Annotated in this window: 22 protein-coding genes; 7 read left to right on the forward strand and 15 right to left on the reverse strand. The window is 40.3% G+C overall.

Annotated features, from left to right (window positions below; translation table 11 throughout):
* Window positions 1–29: 29 nt before the first annotated feature.
* From J8M01_RS08150 to J8M01_RS08165, 4 genes are all read right to left on the reverse strand, one after another.
* Window positions 30–281 (reverse strand): DUF2999 domain-containing protein, encoded by a 252-nt coding sequence (locus J8M01_RS08150; protein ID WP_192509756.1) that lies wholly within the window; start codon window positions 279–281, stop codon window positions 30–32.
* 130 nt (window positions 282–411) lie between these two features.
* Window positions 412–1,041: a LysE family translocator gene (locus tag J8M01_RS08155; RefSeq protein WP_247671063.1), complete on the reverse strand. Its 630-nt coding sequence runs from the start codon at window positions 1,039–1,041 to the stop codon at window positions 412–414.
* Window positions 1,025–2,065 (reverse strand): S41 family peptidase, encoded by a 1,041-nt coding sequence (locus tag J8M01_RS08160; protein WP_211057662.1) that lies wholly within the window; start codon window positions 2,063–2,065, stop codon window positions 1,025–1,027. The genes J8M01_RS08155 and J8M01_RS08160 overlap by 17 nt, the downstream gene beginning before the upstream one ends.
* A gap of 379 nt (window positions 2,066–2,444) precedes the next feature.
* The gene (locus tag J8M01_RS08165) at window positions 2,445–3,026 is read right to left on the reverse strand and encodes a GNAT family protein (RefSeq protein ID WP_192509754.1); all 582 of its coding nucleotides are present in this window, start codon (window positions 3,024–3,026) and stop codon (window positions 2,445–2,447) included.
* A gap of 155 nt (window positions 3,027–3,181) precedes the next feature.
* Here J8M01_RS08165 and J8M01_RS08170 point away from each other — a divergent pair, with 155 nt between their 5' ends.
* On the forward strand, window positions 3,182–4,189 hold the full coding sequence (locus J8M01_RS08170) for a hypothetical protein (protein WP_211057663.1): 1,008 nt from the start codon (window positions 3,182–3,184) through the stop codon (window positions 4,187–4,189).
* A 134-nt stretch (window positions 4,190–4,323) separates the two neighbouring features.
* Here the strand turns inward: J8M01_RS08170 and J8M01_RS08175 are convergent, their stop codons facing one another.
* Window positions 4,324–6,276 (reverse strand): alpha-amylase family protein, encoded by a 1,953-nt coding sequence (locus J8M01_RS08175; protein WP_247671070.1) that lies wholly within the window; start codon window positions 6,274–6,276, stop codon window positions 4,324–4,326.
* A 186-nt stretch (window positions 6,277–6,462) separates the two neighbouring features.
* Window positions 6,463–6,804, reverse strand: a complete 342-nt coding sequence (locus J8M01_RS08180) for a helix-turn-helix domain-containing protein (RefSeq protein ID WP_192509751.1) — start codon at window positions 6,802–6,804, stop codon at window positions 6,463–6,465.
* A gap of 121 nt (window positions 6,805–6,925) precedes the next feature.
* Here J8M01_RS08180 and J8M01_RS08185 point away from each other — a divergent pair, with 121 nt between their 5' ends.
* Together J8M01_RS08185 and J8M01_RS08190 are read left to right on the forward strand one after the other, a co-directional pair.
* The gene (locus J8M01_RS08185; RefSeq protein WP_211057665.1) at window positions 6,926–7,690 is read left to right on the forward strand and encodes an SDR family oxidoreductase; all 765 of its coding nucleotides are present in this window, start codon (window positions 6,926–6,928) and stop codon (window positions 7,688–7,690) included.
* Window positions 7,691–7,698: 8 nt separating this feature from the next.
* Window positions 7,699–8,367: a cupin domain-containing protein gene (locus tag J8M01_RS08190; protein WP_211057666.1), complete on the forward strand. Its 669-nt coding sequence runs from the start codon at window positions 7,699–7,701 to the stop codon at window positions 8,365–8,367.
* A gap of 298 nt (window positions 8,368–8,665) precedes the next feature.
* Here the strand turns inward: J8M01_RS08190 and J8M01_RS08195 are convergent, their stop codons facing one another.
* Window positions 8,666–8,863, reverse strand: a complete 198-nt coding sequence (locus J8M01_RS08195; RefSeq protein ID WP_211057694.1) for a hypothetical protein — start codon at window positions 8,861–8,863, stop codon at window positions 8,666–8,668.
* Here J8M01_RS08195 and J8M01_RS08200 point away from each other — a divergent pair.
* Window positions 8,815–9,723, forward strand: a complete 909-nt coding sequence (locus tag J8M01_RS08200; protein ID WP_192509748.1) for a histone deacetylase — start codon at window positions 8,815–8,817, stop codon at window positions 9,721–9,723. The genes J8M01_RS08195 and J8M01_RS08200 overlap by 49 nt on opposite strands.
* 36 nt (window positions 9,724–9,759) lie before the next feature.
* Here J8M01_RS08200 and J8M01_RS08205 read toward each other — a convergent pair whose 3' ends face one another.
* Window positions 9,760–10,494, reverse strand: a complete 735-nt coding sequence (locus J8M01_RS08205) for a transporter substrate-binding domain-containing protein (RefSeq protein WP_348772730.1) — start codon at window positions 10,492–10,494, stop codon at window positions 9,760–9,762.
* 129 nt (window positions 10,495–10,623) lie between these two features.
* Between J8M01_RS08205 and J8M01_RS08210 the strand changes: the two genes are divergently transcribed.
* Window positions 10,624–11,481 (forward strand): tetratricopeptide repeat protein, encoded by an 858-nt coding sequence (locus J8M01_RS08210; protein ID WP_192509746.1) that lies wholly within the window; start codon window positions 10,624–10,626, stop codon window positions 11,479–11,481.
* Between the two features lie 110 nt (window positions 11,482–11,591).
* On the opposite strand, the gene J8M01_RS08215 is transcribed toward J8M01_RS08210, so the two are convergent.
* From J8M01_RS08215 to J8M01_RS08240, 6 genes are all read right to left on the reverse strand, one after another.
* Window positions 11,592–11,909 (reverse strand): hypothetical protein, encoded by a 318-nt coding sequence (locus J8M01_RS08215; RefSeq protein ID WP_192509745.1) that lies wholly within the window; start codon window positions 11,907–11,909, stop codon window positions 11,592–11,594.
* Window positions 11,910–11,940: 31 nt separating this feature from the next.
* Window positions 11,941–12,303, reverse strand: coding sequence for a nuclear transport factor 2 family protein (locus J8M01_RS08220; protein WP_225738541.1), 363 nt, complete (start codon window positions 12,301–12,303; stop codon window positions 11,941–11,943).
* A gap of 156 nt (window positions 12,304–12,459) precedes the next feature.
* Window positions 12,460–13,200, reverse strand: a complete 741-nt coding sequence (locus tag J8M01_RS08225) for a ferredoxin--NADP reductase (RefSeq protein WP_211057667.1) — start codon at window positions 13,198–13,200, stop codon at window positions 12,460–12,462.
* A 56-nt stretch (window positions 13,201–13,256) separates the two neighbouring features.
* A complete protein-coding gene (locus J8M01_RS08230; protein ID WP_211057668.1) occupies window positions 13,257–14,240 on the reverse strand; it encodes a hypothetical protein in 984 nt (327 codons plus the stop codon).
* Between the two features lie 242 nt (window positions 14,241–14,482).
* Window positions 14,483–15,184: a purine-nucleoside phosphorylase gene (deoD, locus tag J8M01_RS08235; protein ID WP_192509741.1), complete on the reverse strand. Its 702-nt coding sequence runs from the start codon at window positions 15,182–15,184 to the stop codon at window positions 14,483–14,485.
* A gap of 15 nt (window positions 15,185–15,199) precedes the next feature.
* Complete coding sequence (locus J8M01_RS08240) at window positions 15,200–16,414, reverse strand: phosphopentomutase (protein WP_211057669.1); 1,215 nt, start codon at window positions 16,412–16,414, stop codon at window positions 15,200–15,202.
* A 305-nt stretch (window positions 16,415–16,719) separates the two neighbouring features.
* On the opposite strand from J8M01_RS08240, the gene udk reads away from it, so the two are divergent.
* Together udk and J8M01_RS08250 are read left to right on the forward strand one after the other, a co-directional pair.
* Window positions 16,720–17,349, forward strand: a complete 630-nt coding sequence (gene udk, locus J8M01_RS08245) for a uridine kinase (protein ID WP_192509739.1) — start codon at window positions 16,720–16,722, stop codon at window positions 17,347–17,349.
* Between the two features lie 16 nt (window positions 17,350–17,365).
* Entirely contained in the window at window positions 17,366–18,589 is a 1,224-nt protein-coding gene (locus tag J8M01_RS08250) for a NupC/NupG family nucleoside CNT transporter (protein ID WP_192509738.1), read from the forward strand.
* A 121-nt stretch (window positions 18,590–18,710) separates the two neighbouring features.
* Here the strand turns inward: J8M01_RS08250 and J8M01_RS08255 are convergent, their stop codons facing one another.
* Entirely contained in the window at window positions 18,711–19,601 is an 891-nt protein-coding gene (locus J8M01_RS08255; RefSeq protein ID WP_211057670.1) for a DMT family transporter, read from the reverse strand.
* Window positions 19,602–19,694: the final 93 nt, after the last annotated feature.

The raw sequence follows: 19,694 nt of genomic DNA on the forward strand, positions 1-19,694 counted from the left end.
TTTTTCCATCGCTCTTAAATTTAGTTAAATTATTGATTAAGCTTTGCTTTTGCTTCTTCAACTTTCGAAAAATCTAAACCGAGTTCATCAACCGCTTCTTTGATAAGCGCTGGATTTTGCATAACCAACCCCATGAGCTGCTGCAGCTTTTCCGGTGGGATCCCAAGCTGTGATACAACCCCCATCGCCATCAACGGATTTTCTGTCAGCGTTTGAAATAGTTCGCTTATTTTTTCATCACTAATATTATGTTCTTTCAAAATCGCAATAATTGGGTTCATTAAACTACCTTAATTAAATAGAGTTATCGGGCCAAAGCTCACTATCTATTTTTTTTGTAAGCCAAGTGCATCAAAGCATAGACCCTATTAATAGTGGCAAATTTTACAAATTCAAGTAAACATCTGCTCTCTACTTTTGACGCATCAATGCAACAGCTAGCCCTGACACCAAAAATACCACCCCAGCACCCATATTTAGTCCTGACATAATAGTGGGACTTTTCTGTAACCAATAACGCAATCGCGATGCGCTCATACCCATAAGACTAAATCCAACCGTAGTCAATAGCGCAAACCAAAGCCCATATCCCATCATTTGGCCTGTCACAGACCCCAAATCTGGGTTGACAAATTGAGGTATAAAAGCCAGCACAAATAATCCTGGTTTTGGGTTCAGTGCAGCCGATAAGAACCCAGTCCAGAATATCGAGCGCAAGGATTGTTTGGCTACAGGGTCAAAGTTAAATAAATGTCGGTGACGTAACACTTTTACACCCAACCAAATAAGATAGCTCGCACCTACCAATTTCACGATATAAAAAGCCACAATAGACGTTTGCAGTAGCAGCGTTAATCCTAATGTAGCCGTACAGACATGAAAAAGTATGCCAGTACCCGACGCAATACCAGAGACAACAGCAGCCCGCTTTCCTTGACTGAGCCCCCGTCCTATTGCTAATAAATTATCAGGCCCAGGTGAGCAAACAAGCAACAAACAAGCGATGGAATAAGCTAACACAATCTCAACTGGAAACATCATTCTCTCCTATTATTTTAAAACTTGTTTGCTTAAGTGCAGACTTAATATCACTCATTTCATGTGGATTTTTTTGTGTCAACGCGAGTTGTTCTAGCGCTTTTTTGTATGCATACTCTAACGCTTTATCAGCAGTTATACTGTGATCTGGCTGCACCCCTTTACCTTCCCAGTTTGTATTTGTTATTGGGTTAATTGCCATAGCAACGGGCATAGCTACATGTATATCATCGCCAATATCAACAAATCGCCATGGATTTGCACCGCCCTTCGTACTCTCGCCAATGATTATGGCACGCCCTAAATGTTTGAAATTGTATGCAAACTCCTCAGCAGCAGAAAATGTCGCATTGCTCGTTAAGATATAAATAGGCAAAGAAGGGCGTTTTTTTCCTTCAATAGCAACCGTCCAATACTCACTAGTTTGGTCTGTGTCACGAGAGTAAAAGCTGTTTAAATGCGTTTTTTTATCAAGAAAATAACTACTTATTTGTTGAACCATTGCAGCATCTCCACCGCCATTTTCACGTAAATCAATTATCAAACTATCTACATCACTCAACAGTGTCATAATGGCATGTACTTTTTGTTTACTTTCCTGCGTTACATTTGCAAAGCCCCAAAATGCCATAACACCGACATTCCCTGGTAGAATTTCAATTCGATTGAATCCAAAATTTTTGCGTTCTAATTGCGTAAACCAAGACTCATATGGCGCTTTTTTTGCTTCAATGGCATCCTGTGTATTCGGTTTATGAGACACACCAAGATGTTTATCAAACGCTTGCAATCGAGTATTAAGTATCGGCAGCAATTCTGATGCACTCTTTGCCTTTGTAAAGTCCTCCGACTGTGTAAAGTGTGTTAAATGACTCATTATTGCGGGAATATTCTGCTGCAAAACGTAAAACTCTTCTATGTGCTTTTTCAGTTCATTAACCAATTGATGCTTATCCACTGCACTGGCAATAGCAGATGTAGATATTATTTGTATCAACAACATCACGGGAACTACAAAATACTTCATATAACCTCTATGCTCATTATCCTTCATACAGAGCAAACATAGACTGACCAATATTCGGTTTAGTTCCCATAAAGTTAAGTTGTTATTTTCTAAAAAACGTCAAAAGGGTCAACTTTATAATACTTCGTCTACTCAAGCGTCATTACAACAATAAACACACAAAATACACCCGAGGCCAACAATCATCTATTGCCTGTTTCAGCATGTACAGCCCTCTTATAGTTCCCTAAAATCATATCAAATAACGCGCTCAATCAGGCCCAGATATACGTTTACTTTTTATCATCACTCTGCCCACTGATTTCCATCATTTCAGGGGCTGCATTGAGCCTACCTGTCTGTGGAGCAATCGTTATAATTTGCTAAATAAATTGATTGGCTAGCTAGCCAGCTTATATTCAAGGTTATTTCGCACAGCAGGCCATTCACTGGCAATAACGGAGTACACTGCGGTGTCTCTAAGTGAGCCATCTTTCATTATTTTATGAGCACGTAACACACCATCCAATTTCGCGCCTAAACGTTCAATCGCAGTACGTGAACGGTGATTCAAAAAGTGGGTTTTAAATTCAATTGCAATGGCATTATGTTGTTCAAATAAATTTTTCAATAATAACAACTTAGTTTCAGTATTTACGGGACTGCGCCTGGCTGAATCTGCATACCAAGTATATCCGATAGCAGCCCGCTTATTATTTTTATCCACCTCATAATAACGGGTAGTTCCTACAATTATATTTGTTCGTTTATCTACCACCACATAAGCTATATTTCCCTGCTTAGCCTGCTCCAGCGCATCTGTTACATACTTTCCCATATCATCTGGATGCGGTACGTTCGCATACCAAAGCCGCCAATGCTCACCGTCCCTTACCGCTTGCTTTAACGCCTCGCAATGTTGCAAGTCAATTGGAACTAATTGTACATACGTGCCTTCTAGTGGTTGGTTTTTTATCCACATATTCTATACTCACCCTCTTTAGGATATACTTTCAGTAAATATATATTATCAATATTATATATTGTTTATTAAAGGTATTTAATATATTCCTTTACTTGCCAGTTATAGAATACTATTGCACAATATAGCGAAATGCAGCGCTTTAGGAGCTTGTCGTGGTACTCATTTCATCTTTGTTTTTTGTTGCTGCTTTGAATACCGCTTCCGATTTACCCAACATCAACGGGTTTAAAGAACGTACCGATAAAGACCCACTTTATATCTCAACTCAATTTGAAAAATACAACGCCTTGCCCCCCAGTCTAGGTGCATTTACATTCTATAAAAATATATTAATTGCTGCTGTGAAACACAACGTTCCAGACATCGCAGTGAAGGTTAGCAAACGTTTAAGTCAACCTGAATGGCAAGAATTCCCCGAAAATAAGCCGTACCACTTACTCAACAATTTAGGGATTTTATACAGAAAAAATCGCTTCTACAGCAAAGCACTACTCGCTTATCAATGCGGTTTAGATTTCGCTGTAAATAACCCAAATGAACAAGTTAAAATACTGCTCAACATGTATTCATCTCAGTTAAAACTCGGCATGCATGACGAAGCTCTATCATCACTTAAACAGGCTGAGTCAATGGCCAGTGCACACCGCGATAAACAACGTATCAAGCAAAAAAAAGCCAGTTTACATTTAGATGCAGGTCAGTATGAATTAGCGCAACGCTATTTTATTCAACTATTTAGAGACGACAGCTTAAGAGGCACTCCAGAAAATGCTGTTAGAGCTGGCCTGAACCTGCTTGATAGCCTTGTTTTACAAAGGAAGTATCAGCAATTTTGGCGCTACCATAACTCGGTAAAACAAGCTATTTTTGACTTAAAAAAAGAGAACTTTCACTATTTCTACCATTACTTAATCATGGAGGCGGTCGTCACCGCAAAAATGCTCCCCAGTGAAGTGCAATTTTCACGTGTGGCTTATGCGCTAGAGAGAGCCATTTTCTTATACCCATATGGTTTAAAAGACTCGTTACAAAAGTATTTGGAAATTATCGATGTGCCTTGGGTTACAGAACACGTTGCACCTTATGCGAAAATGGATCTCAATGCAGTAAAATTAAAGCCGGTCCCTGATAGTTTACTGGACCAGCTATGTAAGCATTAACCTTCTTTACTTGGATTGCGTTAAAGAGGTGTTTTAGCGCAGTCATGTCACGCAAAAATATATGCAAATAAGCAATCACCAGTCTACTTACATATATTCTGTGGGTCATAATCTAATACACCATGTCTATTCTTTTAAAAATCGGCATGGATAGCTGAACTATTGCCAAACTCGAACACATTTATTTGACCACACTGAGCAAAGTGATTATTACTCATATAAGGAGCGCCTGCTTGGTTAATGTCTCCCTCCCAACCTTGCCCATTATTTATGTATGCTTTCACTTCAAACCAACCATTTACCGAAGACGAGCAGTCCATTTGAACATCCAACATCCAATAATGCGGGCCATAGCCATTCAGCACACTTTCACCGTATCCATCTACTTCAACTGTACGCTTAACACCCCAATTATTTGGCCATTTATTGATTGTCCAATCTAAAGCGGTCCCCGCAGCACTGGTATTTTGCCCTGATTGCGCACCATGCCAATCCAAGTAACTATCACCAACCTTCCAGCTTTGCGTGGTGGTATTACGTAAATTATTATGTGCCATTGGCAATGCACACTTAAATGGCTCAACATCACAATCTCGCCCAATACTCTTGCCATACGTATGGTCAATACCGCCTCTAATAAATACATCTTGACCTGTGGTGGTCTGTGCCTTAATAAAAACAACAGTGCGTTGCATTGGTGAAGAGGTAGGTCCATTAACAATTTTACTATGATGATGCACAGCAACTGCATCCATAGATGAGACTGAAATAACGCTCATACCTTGCTCGTTAACCACCAGAGACTTACCGGTACAGCTGCTTTTATCAGCGCTGAGCATACCCGTTAATACATCACAATAAACACCTTTACTTAAACCTGTTTGTAATGTTTGCTGTAATAAATTTGTCTCTTTGTTAATCGCAACAAACCCTTCAGCACCACGTGAGAAAGCAATTTGATTGTTACCGTTATCCCACCAGTTATTAACTTGCCATGCACCTGTTGTATTGTTTCTAAAATTTACGGCTCCAGAAATCAATGTTTTCCTGTGCTCACACTGCCATTGCTGCGCGAAACAATTCAACTGCGTACCTTGATGAACTGGTACATTAGGACCGCCTGCATCAGTGTCTCCATAAAATTCGAAACTCGACATAACTTTTGGGTACCCGTAGGGGTATGTGAGCATAAACACATTTGCCAACTCATATAACTTACCATCAGCAAATGTGACAACATTTCCGGCTCCACCATGACCACGTTGATTGTCATGATTGTCGACGAATACCACGGCTTTATAACTTGGCATCATCCCCCACGCTTCGCCAAAGTTACTCAGCCATGCCAATTTGCCATTTTTGAAAGTATCTCCCAATTTAGTCGAATACTTAAACTCTGTAACAAGTCCATTGTTAAAGTATTCACTGGCACTGACCGCTTCCCCTCCTTGATCAATCACTTCTTGGAAAACAAGCGGTGCGCCCGTAACTTGGGCTAATATAGTTGCAATGTCTTGTGCCGGCATATGTTTACTTGCATCTAATCTAAACCCAGCGACACCCGCCTCAACGAGGCTATTCAGATAACCAGACAATTGTGACTGTACATAAGACGAGTCAGTATCCAAGTCAGTCAAACTGACCAATTCACAGTTTTGCACTCGCCATGCATTATTAGCATAATCCTCTCCATTAATTGCGCAGGTAGTATGGAAATCTTGCGGACTGTAAGTTGGAAAGTTCTTATAAGAGAATGTTGAACCCGCAACGCCCTGCCCACTTCCTGCGGCCATATGATTGATCACAGTGTCCACATAAATATCAACGCCAGCTTGTTTGCAACGTTGCACCATGTCTTTAAATTGTTGTTCGCTTCCTCCTCGGCTCTGTAGCTGATAGCTCACGGGTTGATAACGCGTCCACCATTGCTCACCAATAATATGCTCATTCGGTGGAGAAACTTGTACGGCGGCAAAGCCTTTCGGGCCTAAAAATGTTTCACACTCCTGAGCTATGTCAGGCCATGACCATTCAAATAAATGAACAAAGGTTGTTGGTTGGGCATTCACAGTAGCGGTCAAACTCATCAGTGTTGCACCACTGATAAGTAACCACTGCGCGGCTTTTAATCGGATACTATTAGGTAAGACCGTTTTTAGTAATGTTGTCATAATAGGCTCTTTTGTTGTCGTTTATTTATTTACAAACCGATAACAATGTAGAGCAAGAACTACATATATCCTATTGAATACGTATGCAATAGATTAAATACACTATCCTAATTTATCGATCTCTCCTTGCAACTGGGTTAACGAATCGAGTATAGGTAAAAACTTATGCCCTAGTTCAGTCACCTTATACTCAACCCTAGGCGGGATCTCGGGATAACTTATTTTCTGCAACAACCCAAACTCAATATTGCGCTTGAGACATTGATTCAGTACTTTGGTTGAAAGCCCATCAGTCACTCTCACCATTTCTCCAGGGCGATTAACACCCAAAGCCAGTAATTGATATACCGTCAAGGACCACTTACAACCAACAATCGTCTCAACCATACGTGCAGATTGCTGCGGCCCAATAATTCGTTCAATTTTTTTCTCTTTATTAATCATAAATATGTACCAACAAGTGCCTAGATCACCTAAATGTGCTTACTGTTTTCAAATATCATGCCCCCGTATTCTATCGTTGAAACGGCGCGATTGTCGCGCAGATATTTTAATCGGAGTTGATATGTTATTTTCAAAATCAGGTTTCGCAATGATTGTGGGTGGAAGCAGTGGAATTGGACTGGCAACAGCGCAGCAGCTTATTAACAACCATGTTCGGGTGGTTATCATCGGTAAAAACACAGAGAAAGTGAACGATGCTATTGCATTACTCAACTCACCAAAAGCCGAGGGGCTCGTCGCAGACCTTTGCAAAAAAGCAGATAGGGACAGAGTTGAAAAATATATTAACAACCATGAAGACGCCGTATCATACCTCGTCAATTCGGCGGGTTACTTTAACCCCAAACCATTTGTTGAGCATTCAGAAGAAGATTATGAGCACTATATGACACTCAATAAAAGCATATTTTTTATCACTCAAGCTGCGGTCTCTCGAATGAAACAGGCACGCAGAGGTGCCATCGTTAATATTGGTTCAATGTGGGCACATCAAGCCATAAAAGCAACCCCTTCTTCCGCTTATTCCATGGCAAAAGCAGGGCTTCATTCCCTAACACAGCATCTAGCCATTGAACTTGCTGAACATAATATACGCGTCAATGCAGTCGCACCTGCTGTTGTGAAAACCCCTATTTATAATCATTTTATTAAACCTGAACAATTAAGCACCACGCTTGCCAGCTTTGATAACTTCCATCCATTAGGTCGAATTGGTACACCTGAAGATATCGCCAATAGTGTCATGTACCTTCTTTCCCAACAAAGTAACTGGGTAACAGGCACTATACTCAACATAGATGGCGGAGTTATGGCCGGCAGAAATTAGGAAGTACCATGTATCCAAATACGAGCAACTTAAACCTCGACTTTTCAAAACGAGTTACCATTAATACTGCACAGCAACCTTGGCTTCCAAGTCCTTTAAACGGTGTTGAACGAAAACCGTTAGCAAGAGAACATGCAGAGTCAGGCCATATCACCAGTATTGTACGCTACAAAGCAGGTGCGTCATTTACAGAACATGTGCACCCTTTTGGTGAAGAAATATTGGTACTTGAAGGGACCTTTTCTGATGAACATGGTGATTACCCCGCTGGCAGCTACCTTCGCAACCCACCAGGCAGTAAACATACACCATTTAGTAAAAACGGCTGTACTCTTTTTGTTAAGTTAAATCAATTTTGCAAACACGATACCCAATCATTGCGTATAAATAGCAACGCTAAACGATGGCACCCTGGACAAGGGAATTTACAAGTACTGCCTTTACACTCTTTTGAGACCTCACATACCGCGTTAGTTAAATGGCCAGCGAATGAAATGTTTGTACTTCATAAACACTATGGTGGCGAAGAGGTACTGGTATTAAGCGGGCAATTAAAAGATGAACACGGCAGTTACCCTATAGGTACCTGGATAAGAAACCCACACTGTTCTCAACACCAACCTTTTGTTGAAGAAGACACAGTGATTTTTGTTAAAACCGGCCATTTACCGAGTTAAAAATAGCATTTTCCCTAAATACAAAATGCTCGTATCACTAACACAAATGGCGGGACCTCACGTAATGAGGGTTTGAATAAGGATATTCTCGTGCTTCTTTTGAAAAAACGTTATGATAACGGCACTGGTTAGGGGCTGTTGATCTTTCAGGTTCATTTTTGCAGCAGTTTGATTGGATTTCGCACAAGGCAGAGGCTGCGTAGCATGGTTATTCCATGTGAGTCAGCCGATAACACAGTAGAAAAGCCAATCAAGCGCTGCCTACCGGTTCTGTTGAGTACTCCTTTCTCTTTGTTGCTTAATATTCGCTTAGATTACTAGGCCACATATTAAGCGCCGCGATAAAAGCATGCTCAAAGAGAACAAAAATAGAACCGCAAAGGTCAACAGCCCCTAATATTTGTTTATTATTTTTATTGAAATAACGGCTTCTTAGCTCAAAATACCATGACCTTAAATCCCAACCTACCTTTGGTTTATCATCCAAACTATTCATTCAGTTTCGATCCAAAGCACCGCTTTGTTATGAGCAAATTTGCTAACTTATATCAATATATTTATCAGCAAGGCTTAATTAACAATAATTTATATAAGCCTGATATTGGTACCCCCAGTGCATTAGAATTAGTTCATTGCGAATTATATCTTTGGGATCTATGGCACAATCAACTATGCGAAAAGTCGATGCGCCGAATTGGGTTACCTTGGTCTGAGGCATTAATGAACAGAACATTCACTGCACCTTTAGGCACATTAAAAGCAGCAGAACTTGCGCTTGAAAGTGGCATAGCGTGTCATTTAGCTGGGGGGACACATCACGCACATTATGATTTCGGTTCTGGATTTTGTATGGTGAATGACCTCGCTTTCACAGCAACTACTCTTATCAATAATAAGCAGGTCAATAATGTACTGATTTTCGATTTAGATGTACATCAAGGAGATGGTACAGCAGCATTGCTAAAACATAACCCATATGTATTTACCTGCTCTATCCACTGTGAAAAAAACTTTCCATTTCGCAAACATCCCAGCGACCTAGATGTCGGGCTCGTCAATAACTTAACTGATAGCGCTTACTTAAACATTGTTAAAGAGACCTTGGATGGACTAATTACCGATATCAACCCAGATATCGTATTATATGATGCCGGTGTTGATGTATGGGAGCATGATGGACTAGGAAAATTAGATATTAGCTGGCAAGGACTGGAAAAACGTGATGCCTTAGTTTTGAAAACATGCCAACAAGCAGGGATCCCTGTCAGTACAGTTATCGGTGGAGGCTACGACAGAGATCATCTTAGGTTAGCTAAACGTCACGCTATTGTGATAGAGCAAGCAGCCAAACTATAATAATAACTTCCCCACAATCAAATAGTTAATGGAGTCCTATGGCCCAATACTGCGTAAATTATGTCGCGCCAGTGCGGCCCTTACTTGCTCAACTAATTCCATATCAGAACTTGGGCTGAACGCGAGACATGCTCGATTATTATTTGTGTTTGTCACTTCCAAAGCAATCTCTATTTGATCAAATGACACCCCCAATTTTTTCATGCTTTCAAAAGCCGTATACTCCGTCGTCATAATTAAGTCTGTGTAACCCGCTAATAACTTTCTTGGGCTTGAACTTGGGTCCGCAGTAATATCAATATTCTTGCCATTTTCAAACCCATTTTTTATTAAAAACTCATTAGATACACTGCCCCTTACCACAGAAATTAGGTGTTTTTTCGCATCATCCAATGAGTTTAACTGAATATCTTTACGAGTTTTGAGTTTGAAGAGATACTCTTTCACTGGCTGTAATAGTGGGCATGCCCATAAAAAAGACGGTTCCCTTTCCGGTGTCCGGTATATAGAGTAAATCATGGTGTTTTTTTTCGTTTTTGCCAGCTTCATGGACCGGGCCCATGGGTAACTTCTTATTTCGTAACTTATATTTGCATCTGCTAAGATTTCACGTACTTTGTGTGTGGCACGTCCATCTATTTCGCCTTTTGCGTTGGTGAAATTATACGGAACCCACTCTTCAGTAACGACCTGTAATTGAACTTCATTTGCATTGGCAAAAAAACAACATAACCCAATCAATACTATTCTTAGCATTACACCGATACTCACACAAAGTTCTTACTAATTATGGGCTTTAATAACCATTAATGCAAAGAGCATATCTCGCTAATTCACTTCTTTGCAATTTACATATAAGTCATGCACCATACACAAACCTTGCATACTCTGGCTAACTTTATGATGAAATATATCTTTGCCACTTTACTTTTATTTTGTAACCTATGTTTAGCACAACAAGATACAAATAAGGCATCGCATGACAATAACCTTAAACAAGTTCAACAGCCCATGTATCAACCCCTAATTGAGCGTTATATCTTAGACGAACTCAAATCAGTACGCCAAGATCAACAGCAATTACGAGAAGATGTCACAAAACAAGTGACGCATTCACAATTAGATGCCGCAGACAGAGCGCTTACATACACAACTGACACAGTAAACAATATTTTATTTATTATAACTGCCACGGCATCTATTTTGATGTTGGTTGGTTGGAACTCTTTAAGAGACATAAAAAGTAAAGTGGAAGACATCGTCAATCGACGTGTTGGCGATATCACCGATGAATATGAGCAACGCTTACAAGTACTTGAAGATAAGTTAAAAGCTCGTTCAGAAGAGATACTGAGTAACCACAAGAAGATTACCATAACCAATGAGGTTCACTCTTTATGGATGAGAGCCAATCTTGAAAGTGATATGAGTTCCAAAATAGAAATATATGACGAAATACTAAAAAGAAAACCAGATGAAGTAGAAGCTATCGCTTATAAAGCCGATGCGCTATTAGAACTTGGCCAGACGGGTGTTGCCATTCAACTGTGTAACCAAGCATTAGAGTTAGATAACGACTACGGATATGCATTTTGGCAACGTGCGTGCGCTTATGCAATGCTACATCAACATAGTGATGCCTTAGCTGATATACGTATGGCCCTAGAGTATGCACCAAACCTAAAGAATGAGCTATCAAATGAAGCTGCTTTCACCAGCCTACATGATAATGATGACTTCAAAAATTTGAGTATATAAAAGACGTGTATAAATAATGATTAAGCGATACTAAGGAAAGGGTTAATTCTCTCTGAGCTACACTGCATATCTAAATCGGCTAGTGCAAGGTGCTGCTAGCCGAGTCGTTATCATAACCGGTCTAGATAAGCATCAATAGCATGTGACAATAACTCATCAATCTGTTCTTCAAAATCACTTTTATCTTTATCAAATTTATCAAGAAAAGCCATTACTTGCGCATCCGATAAATTTTTATTACCAATTTTATATTCTCTTTCCGGTAGTGCTTTGTCATACCGAGGAACAAAGCCAAACTGTGCATAAACTGGTGCCTTTATTTTTTTTTGTGCAAACTCACAAAAGCCTTCCACAAAGTCAATACCAGTTGGCCCCAAACACCCTGGTTCCACCCGATACAATAAACTTAATCTTTTATCCTGACTCATAACAACATACCTTGCATAATCATATTACTTGCTATTTAAAAAATACGACTTTACGTATTTTTCCATCGTCAATCTGATAACTGGTTACAAACTCTGAATACTTATCAACCTTTCCTGCATCATTAAAACATACCTGTGACGATTCATGGTCAATAACAATATTTCCGTGGATGATACGCTTAAGTGATGTAGACTTGAGGCATTTCGTTTTTTTAAACATAAGACCGTAGCGTTCAATCAATTTCTTTTTTCCAGTAAACATTAACGTTTGTGGATACATATAAAACGCAACATCCTCTGCGTACAAATCAAGGAAGGCTTCAATATTCCTATCATTGTAGGCCAAGATCAATTTATCAACAACTTGTGATGCTCCGCGCTCTTGCTCTGTCATGACTGACTGAAGAGGCCTCGTATCATTTTCTAATGCGGGATTAGCACTACATAAAAACGTAAATAGAACAAAAAAGAGACTAATAATGTATTTCATGATAATCAAGTAAGGTACAAACTTTTGTTAACATAACAGACATATAAAAAATTTTAAAGCCTACCAATACTGTTCGACTGTTATATGTCCAGATTCTGCTCTACGATGTCGTTTGAAGCCTTTATCAAGCAACAATTGAGTCGTATCTTTGACCATTTGAGGGTTCCCACAAATCATAAAATGGCTGTTCTTATTGAGTTGATTCATTCCGCAATGCTTTATTAACGCACCGGAACTAAGTAAATCAGTTACGCGTCCTTGTAAACCTTGCTCTGGCTTTTCTCGTGTAATTGCCGGTACGTAAGTAAACTGTTTAAACAATGACGCAGTGGCTAAAATACAGTCTTGGTAAGTTAAGTCGGTATTATGCCTGACCCCATGTACCAAAATCACACGTTCGTACCGCTCCCACAATTTGCCATCTGCAATGATAGATAGGAATGGTCCGATAGCTGTACCTGTACTAAGCATCCATAAAACCTCTGCTTTTGGCGTCTCTTCTAACGTAAAAAACCCATGAGCAACCGCTTCAACCTCAACTGTGTCACCAATATCTAACGTCGCTAAATGTGATGATAATCGACCATCAGGTACTTCTATTAAGTAAAACTCTAATAAAGGGTCATTGGGGGAGTTTACAAATGAATAGGCCCTAGCAACACGTCTCCCTTCAACATTTAATGCCAACTTTGTAAATTGGCCTGCAATAAATGGCTTTATGCCTGCTGCTACCTTGATGCTAAAAAGACTCGGTGTCCACCAGTTAAACTCAACTATTTTGCCCGTAACCCATTGTGCCATTGTCATCCCCACATATCATATTTACATTCATAACCATGGCATAAATAAAGTCAAAGTCAAAACGATCCACACCAAGGTTTACCAAGCTTCTCTGGTAAGCTATACGATTTAAACTTCATGCTTGCGCCTTTCGGATAAAGATCTCTTGCCTTAATCAAAAGTAGATGGGCTTTTATCACGTCTTCATACCCAAGTTCAACAAACTTGACTACATGGTTTTCTATCCATTGCTGGTGCTCAGTACTTAATGTCTGAGATTCCAAGGCATATGCGATAATGTCAAGCCACTGTAAATAATCCAAAATTCGTGGGTAATATAGACGAGCCGCCTTGTCTAAATCACCTCTATAACGATTGAAAACAGTGAGGTTTTTTACCGCTAACGCAGCACCTAATATGTTACCTGTGACACCCGTTTTAGATACTTTATCCCCCATTTTAGTATACAGTTCATGGGCTTGCTCATAACTATGTAAAGCAGTTTGAAAATTACCTATCGATTGCTGAATGTTGCCATGAACAACACTGTATCCCGCTTTTACTTTGTCTGACAATTGGTTACTGTTAACGCTCTCGATAAGCTGAAAAGCCAAAGCAGGCTGATATGATAAACGATATACAATCGACTGATTCACTTTTAATTGCGCAAGTTCAATATCATTAGATGCAAATTTAAAAGCACATTGATAATGTATTTTGGCTTGTTCTAGCTGTCCATTGAGGCGATATGCAACGCCAATACTAGAAAGTAATTGTAACTTATTCCCATCTGAGTAAGCGCTTAAAGCTGGCGCGCGCATTTTTTCAATAATGTTTAAGAACATAGGCCAGTCGTCAGCGCGAGACGCTGCGGTTAACGCACTATAGTATAACAAAGCTATCCGATTACTCGTTTCACCTTGATAGCGCATCAGCAAACGGGGAAATTCAACCAATGCATGTTTGGGGTTATTAACCGCCAGGCGTTTGAAATCATTAAGTTCAGTAATTGAAATGGGCAGCATCAACAATGTTGACAAAGCCACTGACGTAATTGTCATGCCTACACCTGAGTATTATGGTGGTCAGACAATAATAGACTTGAATGAATACAATATGAATATACCCTCTTACATTATTATTCATAAAGTGTGACAAATGATATTTAGTCGAAAAAAAAACCGCACTAGGTGCGGCTTTTTGGGTGTGATTCGCTTTGTTTTAGGCGTGTCTCCAAAACTCTGCGATTACGTTACCAAGGAACGGTTTTGCTTAATAAGTTATCTTACTAAGCTAAATTTTTTTATACAGATTCTAAAGCGATTTTTACCATTTCATTGAAGGTACTTTGACGCTCTTCGGCTGGCGTTGCTTCACCAGTAATGACATGGTCACTTACCGTAAATAAAGCCATCGCTTTAGCACCATATTCAGCGGCTACACCATACATACCAGCCGTTTCCATATCGACAGCCATAATACCAAGCTTATCTAACTCTTGATAAAATGAGTCATCAGCCTGATAGAACGTGTCAGTCGTAAAGACGTTACCAACTTTGGCTTCAATACCCAATTTTCGAGCTGAATTAATGCCATTTTCGAGTAATCCAAAGTCAGCAATTGCAGCAAAATCATAACCTCGTACACGAGTACGGTTTACGTTAGAATCCGTGCTAGCACCTTGTGCAAATATCACATCACGGATTTTTATATCCTGACTAATTCCGCCACAAGTACCTATTCTAATAAGGTTTTTTACACCGTAACTCACAATAAGCTCACGCGCATAAATTGACATCGACGGGATCCCCATGCCTGAGCCCATGATGCTCACAGGTTTACCATTATATGTCCCTGTAAAACCAAACATGTTACGAACACCAGTCACCTGGCGCGCATCTTCTAAAAAGTGCTCTGCAATGTACTTAGCGCGAAGTGGATCACCTGGCATTAATACCGTTTCAGCAAAATCACCACTATTTGCGTTAATATGAGGAGTGCTCATCACCTATTTCCTTCTTTATGCTTTGTTAAGTGAGGCGATAAAGCCATCACCATACTCAAGCGCAGATAAATTAAACCACTGGGCAAGTGTTTGACCTATGTCTGCAAAACTTTGTCTTTCTCCTAACGGAGTATTATTCATACCTTTAGCATAAGCCAATACTGGCACATATTCGCGAGTATGATCAGTTCCTGGTGCCGTTGGATCACAACCATGGTCAGCTGTAATTATCAACAAGTCATTGGTACCAAGTTTTTCTAGTATAGTTGGTAAATAATCATCGAACTGCTTTAGCGCTTCGGCATATCCGACCGGCTTACGTCGATGACCAAACTTTTCATCAAAGTCCACTAGATTTGTAAAAATTAAACTGTGATCAGGCGCTGAATCCATTAATTCAGATGTTTTTTCTAGTAAATTCATCAATCCAGGTGCTTTATGCTTCTGAGTAATACCTTGATGTGCATAAATATCTGCAATTTTACCTATGCTGATCACTTCACCACCGTCTGCAGCCAACTTATCTAGTAAGGTGGGAGCTGGAGGCAATACTGAGTAATCTCTACGATTACCAGTACGAATAAAGTCGGCACTCGAAGTGCCTATAAACGGCCGCGCTATCACTCGTCCTATATTCATTTCATCAAGCAGTGCCCGTGCGATGTCACATACCTGATAAAGCTTGTCAAGACCGAACGATTGCTCATGAGCGGCTATTTGAAAAACGCTGTCAACTGAGGTGTAACAAATTGGCATGCCCGTTTTCACATGCTCTTCACCCAATTGCTCTAAAATAGTTGTGCCTGATGCGTAGCAATTTCCTAAAATGCCTGGAATATTTGCTCGCTTACACAATTCATCAATAAACGTCTGCGGAAAACAAGGCGTGGTATTTGGAAAATACCCCCACTCAAATAACACAGGTACTCCCGCCATTTCCCAATGACCAGAAGGTGTATCTTTACCGCTTGAAAGCTCTTTTGCATAACCCCAAGCGGCTTCAGGAGCCTGACGCTCTGCAACATCACATGTTTGCTTACCAGCCGCTTCACATGCATCAACCAATCCTAACCTTGTCAAGTTAGGTAACGGCAGTGCTTTACCTGTTTCTTGTTTATACGCTTTTAAAAGGTGAGCAAGTGTATTTGAACCTACATCGCCAAATTTTTCTGCATCTGGTGCAGCACCCACGCCTAGGCTATCTGCCATTAGTATGATTGCTCTTGCCATATCTCACCTCTTTAATAAACTGACTGAGTAAATTTAAAATGCGTCACTATGCTTGTCACGCTCTCAGTGATTGCTACTTTATTGTTGCACTGCAATAATTTACAGGACATAAGTCCGCTGTCATAAAAGCATAACAAAATTCATAAACTTCATGACGCGTCTTGTTTTGTCTCACAGGACAAAAGTCCTGTTTTGTCTTTGATAAAGTCGCTAAATTTGCAACCTAAGCGAAGCAAAAGAGATTAATCGTGTCTTTTTTGCTATTGTGATCTTCCAACGTTAACGACAGCTGGGTGTGAACTTTAGTGACACGAACAATTATAGCTATTGCTGGCGCATCTGCGTCTGGCAAATCTCTCTTTACACAAACAATTTATAATGAATTGGTTAATGAATTAGAATCAGGCGCCATTGCAATTATAGAAGAAGACGCTTATTACAAAGATCAATCGCATCTTCCGTTTGAACATAGAACTCAAACAAATTATGACCATCCAGATGCGTTTGAACATGATTTACTACGTCAACATTTAGAGCAACTAAGACGAGGCGAGTCTATAGAGGTGCCGACGTACGACTATGCTCAACATACACGCAGCAGCGAAACTCGCACTGTAATACCTGCAAAAATATTGATTATTGAAGGTATTTTGTTACTTAGTGATTCAGCACTTAGTGAAGAATTCGATATTAAGGTGTTTATTGATACACCATTAGATATTTGTCTACTGCGCCGAATGCAACGAGACATCGAGCAGCGCGGTAGAAGCTTGCCGTCAGTGGTTGAACAGTACCAAGCGACGGTAAGACCTATGTTTTATCAGTTTATTGAGCCTTCTAAGCACAATGCTGACTTGGTAGTTACCCGTGGCGGTATGAATCGCGTTGCGATTGATATAATTAAAAGTAAAATAAAATATTTACTGCAAGAATAAAACGGGACTTTCTGGCATGACAACAATAATGAGCTTGGTCGGCATGTTTATGCTGCTTAGCGTTGCATACGGTTTTTCAACCGACCGTAGTGCAATCAACAAAAGAACTGTCGGTATTGCATTTGCTATGCAAATACTTATCGGTGGATTTATCTTGTTTGTAGAAGCAGGCAAGAACGTATTAGCAAGTATTTCATCTGGTGTATCTGCAGTTATAGGCTACGCAAATGATGGGATCGGATTTCTCTTCGGCTCTCTTGCCGATAAAGAAGCGCTTGGTTTTATTTTTGCAGTTCAAGTATTACCAGTAATTGTCTTCTTCTCTGCGTTGGTTGCGGTGTTATACCACATTGGCATTATGGAGTGGATGATTAAGATTTTGGGCGGCGGCATGCAAAAACTGCTGAAAACATCACGTCCTGAATCACTGTCAGCTACAGCTAATATATTTGTGGGTCAAACTGAAGCCCCATTAATTGTAAAACCATTTATACCGAGCATGACAAAATCGGAGTTGTTTGCGGTAATGGTTGGCGGATTGGCCACAGTTGCAGGCTCCGTAATGGCAGGTTATGTGGCGATTGGTGTCGAGTTAAAATACTTAATTGCAGCCAGCTTCATGGCAGCGCCTGGTGGTTTCTTAATGGCTAAAATGATCGTGCCAGAAACTGAAACGCCAAAAGAGAATTTAGCCGATGTGAATGCAAATGAAGACAAGCCAGTTAATGTCATTGATGCAGCGGCAGGCGGAGCCTCAAGCGGTATGCATTTAGCATTAAACGTTGGCGCTATGTTGTTAGCATTTGTGGCTTTAATTGCTTTGTTAAATGGGTTATTGGGCAACATTGGGAGTTTGTTTGACCACCCAACATTAACATTACAAGAAATTTTAGGTTACATCTTTGCTCCCGTCGCTTGGTTAATCGGCGTACCGTGGCATGAAGCTGTAACAGCCGGTAGTTTTATCGGCCAGAAGTTGGTAGTTAACGAATTTGTTGCTTACCTAGACTTTATGAATTATCGAGATACGTTAAGTGAACATACACAGGCGATTGTCACATTCGCGTTATGTGGATTTGCTAACTTATCATCGATTGCTATCTTACTAGGCGGACTCGGCGGTATGGCGCCAAGTCGAAGAAAGGATATCGCACGCTTAGGGCTCAGGGCGGTTTTAGCAGGGTCAATGGCTAACCTAATGAGCGCCGCAATTGCAGGGTTTTTCCTCTCGCTAGCTTAGAAACTTAACGAGATAAACTGACACAGTTGCAAAACAATTGGTTGATAGCCTTAAGGGGTTAAGGCTATCACACTAACTTGAACGATACTTCACCAAAGGGCCGCAAGGCCCTTTTATCGTTTTACCGAAAACACAGCTTAAACATCACACCTTTGCACACCTGCTGAGATAATCCAGTCACTAACCCAACCCCCACTAATATGAATGCGCCACCAATGAACGTATACATAGTTAATGCTTCATCAAGTACTAAATATCCCCATAACACACCAAACAATGGGATCAAGAATGTCACCGACAAAGCCGACTGTGCCCCCATAGCGTTTATTAGTTTAAAATAAAGAATATAGGCTGCGCCAGTACAGATAAGACCAAGAAGGAGTACTGACCAGACAACTTGCGTGTCAGTCTTGATATTATAGGGAAACATGAATATAAATGGGATGATGAGTATGGCAGCGCCCCAAAGACTGCCATGTGCATTGTTTAATGCCCCCACATTCGCCGACGCTTTAGTATAATGCGACGCGATGGCGTAACTCAAAGTTGCACCAAGTGTGGCAAAGGTCGGTAAATAAGATACATCTTGCTGGTCATTAAGATCAACCCCAACTAAAACCGAAACCCCAATTAAGCCAAATACACACCCAAACAAGCTTGCTTTAGCGACTCCCTCTTTACACAATATATAGCCAATACATACCCCCCAGAAAGGGGCCGTAGCATTCAATATAGCCAGCGTAGATACTTCAATTGTCTGCGCCGCATATGCAAAAAGCAAAAAAGGCAATGCAGAATTAAACCAGCCTAAAATAAGGTAGTGCTTTTTCCTCTTCCAAAGCTGCGGTTGCTGCTTTAAAGTTATCCCCACAGCAGATAAAAAAATAGCCCCCAATAATACACGAAATTCCATTAACATCACTGGCCCAAATGCTGGGACCGCAATGCGTATAAACAAAAAAGAGCCGCCCCATATAGCCGCTAATAATAGTAAACCACCTACATTCTTCATATGCCACTTCCAAACATTCTTTTCGTACACTATGGCAGCGACTCTCCCAATGTTCTCGCCACTATTGGTACTGCAACAACGTGAAGCTATTTT

The organism is Pseudoalteromonas sp. MMG005 (genome assembly GCF_018101015.1).
In the GTDB taxonomy this organism is placed as follows: Bacteria; Pseudomonadota; Gammaproteobacteria; order Enterobacterales; family Alteromonadaceae; genus Pseudoalteromonas; species Pseudoalteromonas aurantia.

Bases quoted from the DNA above. Each gene is read 5' to 3' on its own strand.
- J8M01_RS08150 (WP_192509756.1), bottom strand. From the start codon at position 281: ATGAACCCAATTATTGCGATTTTGAAAGAACATAATATTAGTGATGAA.
- J8M01_RS08155 (WP_247671063.1), bottom strand. From the start codon at position 1,041: ATGATGTTTCCAGTTGAGATTGTGTTAGCTTATTCCATCGCTTGTTTG.
- J8M01_RS08160 (WP_211057662.1), bottom strand. From the start codon at position 2,065: ATGAAGTATTTTGTAGTTCCCGTGATGTTGTTGATACAAATAATATCT.
- J8M01_RS08165 (WP_192509754.1), bottom strand. From the start codon at position 3,026: ATGTGGATAAAAAACCAACCACTAGAAGGCACGTATGTACAATTAGTT.
- J8M01_RS08175 (WP_247671070.1), bottom strand. From the start codon at position 6,276: ATGAGTTTGACCGCTACTGTGAATGCCCAACCAACAACCTTTGTTCAT.
- J8M01_RS08180 (WP_192509751.1), bottom strand. From the start codon at position 6,804: ATGATTAATAAAGAGAAAAAAATTGAACGAATTATTGGGCCGCAGCAA.
- J8M01_RS08185 (WP_211057665.1), top strand. From the start codon at position 6,926: ATGTTATTTTCAAAATCAGGTTTCGCAATGATTGTGGGTGGAAGCAGT.
- J8M01_RS08190 (WP_211057666.1), top strand. From the start codon at position 7,699: ATGTATCCAAATACGAGCAACTTAAACCTCGACTTTTCAAAACGAGTT.
- J8M01_RS08200 (WP_192509748.1), top strand. From the start codon at position 8,815: ATGACCTTAAATCCCAACCTACCTTTGGTTTATCATCCAAACTATTCA.
- J8M01_RS08195 (WP_211057694.1), bottom strand. From the start codon at position 8,863: ATGAATAGTTTGGATGATAAACCAAAGGTAGGTTGGGATTTAAGGTCA.
- J8M01_RS08210 (WP_192509746.1), top strand. From the start codon at position 10,624: ATGATGAAATATATCTTTGCCACTTTACTTTTATTTTGTAACCTATGT.
- J8M01_RS08215 (WP_192509745.1), bottom strand. From the start codon at position 11,909: ATGAGTCAGGATAAAAGATTAAGTTTATTGTATCGGGTGGAACCAGGG.
- J8M01_RS08220 (WP_225738541.1), bottom strand. From the start codon at position 12,303: ATGACAGAGCAAGAGCGCGGAGCATCACAAGTTGTTGATAAATTGATC.
- J8M01_RS08225 (WP_211057667.1), bottom strand. From the start codon at position 13,200: ATGGCACAATGGGTTACGGGCAAAATAGTTGAGTTTAACTGGTGGACA.
- J8M01_RS08230 (WP_211057668.1), bottom strand. From the start codon at position 14,240: ATGACAATTACGTCAGTGGCTTTGTCAACATTGTTGATGCTGCCCATT.
- deoD (WP_192509741.1), bottom strand. From the start codon at position 15,184: ATGAGCACTCCTCATATTAACGCAAATAGTGGTGATTTTGCTGAAACG.
- J8M01_RS08240 (WP_211057669.1), bottom strand. From the start codon at position 16,414: ATGGCAAGAGCAATCATACTAATGGCAGATAGCCTAGGCGTGGGTGCT.
- J8M01_RS08250 (WP_192509738.1), top strand. From the start codon at position 17,366: ATGACAACAATAATGAGCTTGGTCGGCATGTTTATGCTGCTTAGCGTT.
- J8M01_RS08255 (WP_211057670.1), bottom strand. From the start codon at position 19,601: ATGAAGAATGTAGGTGGTTTACTATTATTAGCGGCTATATGGGGCGGC.